The sequence below is a fragment of the Mesorhizobium sp. M7A.F.Ca.CA.001.08.2.1 genome (genome assembly GCF_003998455.1).
GTDB lineage: Bacteria > Pseudomonadota > Alphaproteobacteria > Rhizobiales > Rhizobiaceae > Mesorhizobium > Mesorhizobium ciceri.
Genome location: NZ_RZPW01000331.1, coordinates 1 through 6,455 on the forward strand (window position 1 = coordinate 1; position 6,455 = coordinate 6,455).

Here is a 6,455-nt window from a genome sequence, read left to right on the forward strand (position 1 = left end):
GCCAAAGACGGTCCGCGACAGCAGCAGCCACACCAAAGCGGTCAGCAGGACCCAGAACAGCACCGGCGTCGGAACCGACAGGAATTTCGTGTTGTAGAAGTCGTTGAACAGCTTCGGCACATCGCCGGGCGGATTGCCGCTCGACAGGAACTGCACCAGCCCGACCAGGATGATGCTGACCGCCAGCGTGACGATGACCGCCGACACCCGCCGGCTCCCTATCATGAAGCCGTTGAACAGGCCGATGGCGAGGCCGGTGGCGAGCGCCAGCACGACGAAGAAAGGCATCGACGCGCCGGGGAAAGTGCCCGACGAAATGAAATAGTTGATGAGCAGGATGATGCCGCCGCCGGAAAGGTCGATCGACTTCACCCGCATGACGACGAGCTGCCCCAGAACCAGGATGCCGAGCGGGACGATCTGCCTGACGAAGATACCCATGATGTTGAGGTTGAGCATGTTCGGCCGTGCGATCCACAGCGTGGCCAGCAGCACGAGGAAGACAAAATAGGACGGCGGTATGCGCAGCAGGCGCCGGGCGATCGGATTTGCGAGAACGGCAGCCATCTTTCAGAGCCCCATCTTCTTGCGGGATTGCAGCCCGACCACCGCCAGCAGGATGCCGCCCTTGATCGCGGTCTGGACGAACGGCGAGACGTTGGCGAGGTTCATGCCATTGGCCAGCAGCGCCATGACCAGCGCGCCGATCACGGTGCCGTGCAGGCTGCCTATGCCACCGGAAAGCTGGGTGCCTCCAAGCGCCACGGCGGTGACGGTATCGAGTTCGAAAAGCAGCCCGACATTCGGATCGCCCGACACGATGCGCCCGGCCAGGAAGACACCGGCAACGGCCGCGAAACAGGAACAGATCACATAGGCGAGGATGATGTTGCGGCGGTCGGAGACGCCGAAATTGCGGGCAGCACTCTCGGCGCCGGAAGCGATGCCGCCGCCGATCGCAAACAGATGCAGCCCGTAGCGGGACCCGTAGAGCAGTTTCCACGCTGCCAGGATCACGATGATGCCCCAGAAAACCGGATAGGGAATGCCGAGGAAACTGCCCGAAACGGCATCGATGACGATCTCCGGCACCGTGCCGCCGGAGACGGGCCGCAGGATGCGCGTGATGCCGAGCACGATGTACTGCGTCGACAGCGTCGCGATGATCGGATGGACGTTGAAGCGGGTGATCGCCAGGCCGTTGATCAGCCCGATGAGTGCCGCCAGCACGAAGACCGCCGGGATCAGCACGATCGCCGGCTGGTCGAGCGCCAGCACCGCGGTGGTGAAGCTGATGACCGAGCCAACCGACAGGTCGAGCCCGCCGATGAGCACGACGACGAGTTGTCCGATCGCCGCGATGATCAGCGGCATCGCCTGGGCAACCAGGTTGAAAAGGTTTTCGGCCGTCGCGAACTGCGTCGTCTCGACGGTCAGCCACAGCGAAATGAGCAAAGCGACCAGCAGTGGCAGGCCCCACAGGCCTTGCCGCGTGTTCCGGCCACTCAGGATGTTGAAAAGCGAACGATGCATGGAGGCCCCTAATGCTGGCGCGTGGAGCCGCCCGTCAGGGCCGCGTCGAGGATCTTGTGTTCGCTCGCCTGCGCTGCCGGCATTTCGGCAACGATCGTGTCGTCATGGACGACGTAGATGCGGTCGCAGAGCCCGATCAGCTCAATCGTCTCGCGCGACAGCACCAGCACGGCGCCACCCTTGCGGGTGAAGTCGCGCAGCAGATGGTAGATCTCGGACTTGGCGCCGATGTCGACGCCACGCGTCGGCTCTTCCACCAAGAGAAGATCGAGATCGGCGGCCAGATACCGGCCGAGCAGCACCTTTTGCTGGTTCCCGCCCGACAGGGAACCGACCGGAGCGGTCGGCCCCGCCGCCTTTATGTTCATGACCTCCATCATGCGGGCGATGACGTTTCGATACGGTCGCGCCGGCGCAAGTTCGGATCGCCTCGAATGCAATCCGATGGCGATGTTGTGGGCGATCGGCAAAGCGAGGAAGAGCCCCTCTTCCTTGCGGTCCTCGGGAACGAAGCCGACCTTCAGCTGCTGCAAATGGCGGACGCCCGCCGACGCCGAAAGCGGCATCTTCAGCGCTTTGCCGTTGATGGAAATCGTTCCGGCGAAGGGATGATAGCGGCCGATCAGCGATCTCAGGAAGCGCTGCTGGCCCTGTCCCTCCAGGCCGGCCAGGGCGACGATCTCGCCCTTGTGCAATGTCAGCGACAGCGGCCGCGATGTCTCGGTGATCCTCAGGTTCTCGACGCGCAGTATCTCGTCGCCTTTGTTATCAGTACGATCGGGAAAAAGGTCCTGGAGTTCGCGTCCGACCATCATGGCGATGAGTTCGTCGGTGGTGATCTCGGACACCATTCTTGTGCCGACCAGTGCGCCGTCCTTCAGCACCGTCACCGTGTCGCACAACTCGAAGATCTCCTCCATGCGATGCGAGATGTAGACGATGGCCTTTCCCTTATCGCGCAGCCGGCGGATGTTGCGGTTGAGCACATCGACGTCGGCTGCGTTGAGCGCCGCCGTCGGCTCATCGAGGATGAGCACGCTGGCGTCGGCCTGGATGCAATGCGCGATCTCGACGAATTGCCGCTCGGCGATGGTCAGGTTGGAAACGAGTTGCGACGGGTCGAGCGTGAGGCCGAGTTCGCCAAGCGCCCTGGCGGTCTGGCTTTTCATCGCGGGATAGTCGATCGAGCCGAACCGGGTCGTCGGCTCCCGGCCGAGAAACATGTTCTCGGCGATCGACAGATTGGGCAGCAGCGAATGCTCCTGGAAAACGGTCGAAATGCCGGCATCGAGCGCGGCGCGCGGCGACTTCAGATCGAGCTTTTCCCCGTTCATGAAGATCTCGCCGGAATCGGGCTGATGCACGCCCGCCAGGATCTTCATCAACGTTGATTTGCCGGCACCGTTCTCGCCCATCAAGGCGTGGACACTGCCCGCCTTGAGATCGAGGCAAACGGAATGGAGCGCCTTGCTCCCTCCGAACGCCTTCGAAATGTGGGACATCTCGATAAGATTGGTCACGAAACCCTCGAACGAAACGGATTCAGCACATGGAACGGCGTGCGGGAAATGCTTGTCCACTCCCCGCCAGCCACGGCACCGTCACTTCTTGCCGTAGTATTCCTTGAGCTTGTCTTCTGGCAGCTCACTTGGCCACCAGACATTGGCGGTCAGGTCGTCGCGATAGTATTTTTTGGCCTTGTCCTGGTCCCACCCGTCGGGATTGTAGACGTAGCGCTTGTAGAGTTGCTTGCCTTCCAGAAGGGCAACGGCGGCGCGCACGCCGGCAGCGCCCTGGGCGGGGCTGTATTCGGGCGAGATCGACTTGAATCCGTCAGTGATCCACTGGCCGAAATAGCCATTGTTGCCCTCGCCCGAAATCGGCGGAATGGGTGTGCCGAACTGCTTGAAGACATCGACGCAGGCGCGGGTCATGTCGGCGCCGGACGACCAGATGCCGTCGACCTGCGGATTGTTCAGATAGAGCGTCTCGCACAGTTTCTTGGCCTTGTCGTACTGCCAGTCGCCATGCTCCTCGGCAATGATCTGCACATGCGTGCCCTTGAGCGATTCCAGGAGGCCGTTGTAGCGGTTGGTGTCTTCCGGATGACCGGCCAGGCCACGCAGGACCCAGATCTTGCCGTTGTCGCCGACGGTCTTCACCAGCCAGTCGCCCATGACCTTGCCGAAGTGCTCGGCACCGCCCTGGATTTCGGTGGTGTAGGCGTCGGAATCGATACGCCCTGTGTGAAGGATGACCGGGATGCCGGCGGCGACCGCCTTGGCGATGCTGGCATTGGCCGACGTGCTGGTCACCGGTTGAACGATGATGGCGTCGACATGCTGTGCGATCAGGTCCTCGATATCGGCCACCTGCTTCTTCTGGTCGAAGCCGGCATCGAGCAGGATGAATTTCGAGATGCGCTTGTCCTTGGCCGCGGCGTTCTCCGCCTCATGCGCCACCTGCACCGTCCAGGTGTTTGCGTTGACACCGAAGTCGCTCATGCCGATGACCCAAGGCGGGTCCTTCTTGAACGCACCGGCGGCGGTCATGCGCGTGTCGTCGGGGCGCGGCGCCACGCCGTCCATCAGCTTGACGTCTTGCGCATGCGCCAGGGACGTCACGGCAAGCGTGGACGCAACGAGCATCCCCAGGCCGACGGTTTTCAGCAATCCTAACATTGAACACTCCTCCTTGTGGTTGCTCCGGCCTACAAATTCGTATGGCCACGAGACGCTCTCCCAATGCATGCCCCCGTCACAAACCGACCGATGCGCGCAATTCTCCCGCCCCCGAACACATGCGTGTCGAAGCCCAACTTCTGCTGGACGATGATGACGGTCGAGAACTCCTCCGGGCACTTTAGAAGCACAGCGGATTCGCCCTGTCAATAGTTAGTCAGGTTGAATGACTATTCCCTTGCTTGCCTTTCGCCGCTCCACTATCCATCATGAATGGCGCTCGCCGGCTTCGGCGCGCAGTCTGTCCCGGCGGGAAAAACATGCGATCAGTCTTGTGCTACGGCGACTCCAACACGCACGGCCAGATCCCCGGCAGGGGGCCGCTCGAGCGCTATGGTCCGGGTGAACGCTGGCCGGGCATATTGCGTTCTCAGCTGGGCCCTGACTGGTATGTCATCGAGGAGGGATTGAGCGGCCGCACCACCGTCCACGACGACCCGATCGAGGGCGCCCACAAGAACGGCCGAACCTATCTTCGTCCTTGCCTGCAGAGCCATGCGACGCTCGACCTCGTCATCATCATGCTCGGCACCAACGATCTCAAGATCCGCTTCAACAAGCCGCCGTCGGAAGTGGCGATGGGGATCGGCTGCCTCGTCTACGACATCAAGGAGCTGGCGCCCGGTCCGGGCGGCACCACGCCCGAAATCATGATCGTGGCGCCGCCGCCGATGCAGGACGACGTCAAGGAATGGAAGTCCATCTTCGCCGGTGCGCCGGAGAAATCGCGCCTGCTCGCGCTCGAGTTCGAGGTTCTGGCGGACTCGCTCGAACTGCACTTTTTCGATGCCGGCTCGGTGGTGTCGTGCAGCGAGGCGGACGGCTTTCACATCGATGCCGAGGCGCACAGATTGCTGGGCGCCGCGCTCGCCCGCGCGGTCGATGCCATCGGCTGGAGCCGCTCGACATGAGCAACCATACCGCCGCCAGGCAACGCGCTCTTACCGACGGGGCGACCTTTGCCTGACATGAGATTCGCACCACCCAATCCCTTGCGCATCGCCGATCGTGCGAGCGGGCTGAATGCATTGAGCGTCCGCAGCTACAACGAGCGGCTGGTGCTATCCCTGCTGCTTCAGAACGAAGGCATTTCGCGGATGGAAATCGGCGAGAAGACCGGCCTGTCGGCGCAGACGGCTTCGGTCATCGTTCGCTCGCTCGAGCAGGAGGGCCTGGTCTCGCAGGGCGAGGCGCAGCGCGGCCGCGTCGGGCCGCCGACGATCCCGCTTTCGCTCAACCCGGAGGGCGCCTATGCGGTTGGCGTCGGCTTCAGCCGGCGCAGGATCGACATCGCGCTTATCGACTTTATCGGCACGGTGCGCTTCCACACGCAGTTACCGGCTGATGAAGCCAATCCGTTTCCGCAAAGCAGCGATCTGTTCGGCGCGATCGGGCAAGCCATGACCAGCCTGCCGGTCGAGGCGCGCAGCCGGGTTGCCGGCATCGGCCTGGCGGTTCCCGACGATGTCGACACGATGGCTGCAACCCGCAACGGATCGAGCACCTCGCTCAAGGCCTTGCAGGCTGAAATCGAGGAACAGATCAAGCTGCCGGTTTTCGTGCAGAACGACATCACCGCTGCGGCCGGCGGCGAGAGCATGTTCGGAGTCGCAAAGCCGCTCAACGATTATCTGTTCTTCTATCTCGGAGCACGGCTGCAGAGCAGGCTCATCCTCAACCACCAGATCTACAAGGGAAACTCCAGCGCCAGCTTCGATCACGGCCTGATGCGCCTGGAGAGCGAATTGGCCATGCGCGGGCGCCCGTCCGAAATCATCTGGAGCAGCAGCCCTGAGTGGCCCGATCTGGGCGAGGCCTACAGCGCATGGCTGGGCGAGTGTTCCGACCGCTTGAAAGCGTCGATCTCCGCGCTGACCCAGTTTGTCGAGTTCAGGACGGTCGTCCTGTCCAGCTATGCGCCGCAAAAGATTGCCGAGGCCTTGTGCGACGACATCGGCCGGGAATTCCCCGGCATCGAAGCGCTGCCGGCGCGCGTCACCATCAGCCCGAAGGCCGTCGGCGCGGCAAGCCTGCCATTCAGTTCGCGCTTCATGATCCAGTGATCGAGCTGAACCGGGTTGCCGGTCGGCCGATCATGCCCCTCTGCAGGTCCATCGATGATTTTCAGGTGACCAGGCGAATCCGCTTGCCAGGACGCCCCACTTAATAGCATGTTAAGTG

Annotated in this window: 6 protein-coding genes; 2 read left to right on the plus strand and 4 right to left on the minus strand. The window is 62.6% G+C overall.

The window, feature by feature from the left end:
• The 4 genes from EN914_RS19605 to EN914_RS19620 form a co-directional block, all read right to left on the minus strand.
• The coding region (locus EN914_RS19605; RefSeq protein ID WP_164778805.1) for an ABC transporter permease at positions 1-567 on the minus strand (567 nt) is incomplete at its 3' end.
• A gap of 3 nt (positions 568-570) precedes the next feature.
• Entirely contained in the window at positions 571-1,533 is a 963-nt protein-coding gene (locus tag EN914_RS19610; RefSeq protein ID WP_024503953.1) for an ABC transporter permease, read from the minus strand.
• A gap of 8 nt (positions 1,534-1,541) precedes the next feature.
• Positions 1,542-3,053 (minus strand): sugar ABC transporter ATP-binding protein, encoded by a 1,512-nt coding sequence (locus EN914_RS19615; protein ID WP_024503954.1) that lies wholly within the window; start codon positions 3,051-3,053, stop codon positions 1,542-1,544.
• Positions 3,054-3,134: 81 nt separating this feature from the next.
• The gene (locus EN914_RS19620) at positions 3,135-4,181 is read right to left on the minus strand and encodes a substrate-binding domain-containing protein (RefSeq protein WP_395316698.1); all 1,047 of its coding nucleotides are present in this window, start codon (positions 4,179-4,181) and stop codon (positions 3,135-3,137) included.
• A gap of 353 nt (positions 4,182-4,534) precedes the next feature.
• Here EN914_RS19620 and EN914_RS19625 point away from each other — a divergent pair, with 353 nt between their 5' ends.
• Both EN914_RS19625 and EN914_RS19630 read left to right on the plus strand, forming a co-directional pair.
• Positions 4,535-5,185 (plus strand): SGNH/GDSL hydrolase family protein, encoded by a 651-nt coding sequence (locus tag EN914_RS19625; RefSeq protein ID WP_024503955.1) that lies wholly within the window; start codon positions 4,535-4,537, stop codon positions 5,183-5,185.
• A 57-nt stretch (positions 5,186-5,242) separates the two neighbouring features.
• Entirely contained in the window at positions 5,243-6,337 is a 1,095-nt protein-coding gene (locus EN914_RS19630) for an ROK family transcriptional regulator (protein WP_013530471.1), read from the plus strand.
• The last annotated feature ends 118 nt before the right edge of the window (positions 6,338-6,455 follow it).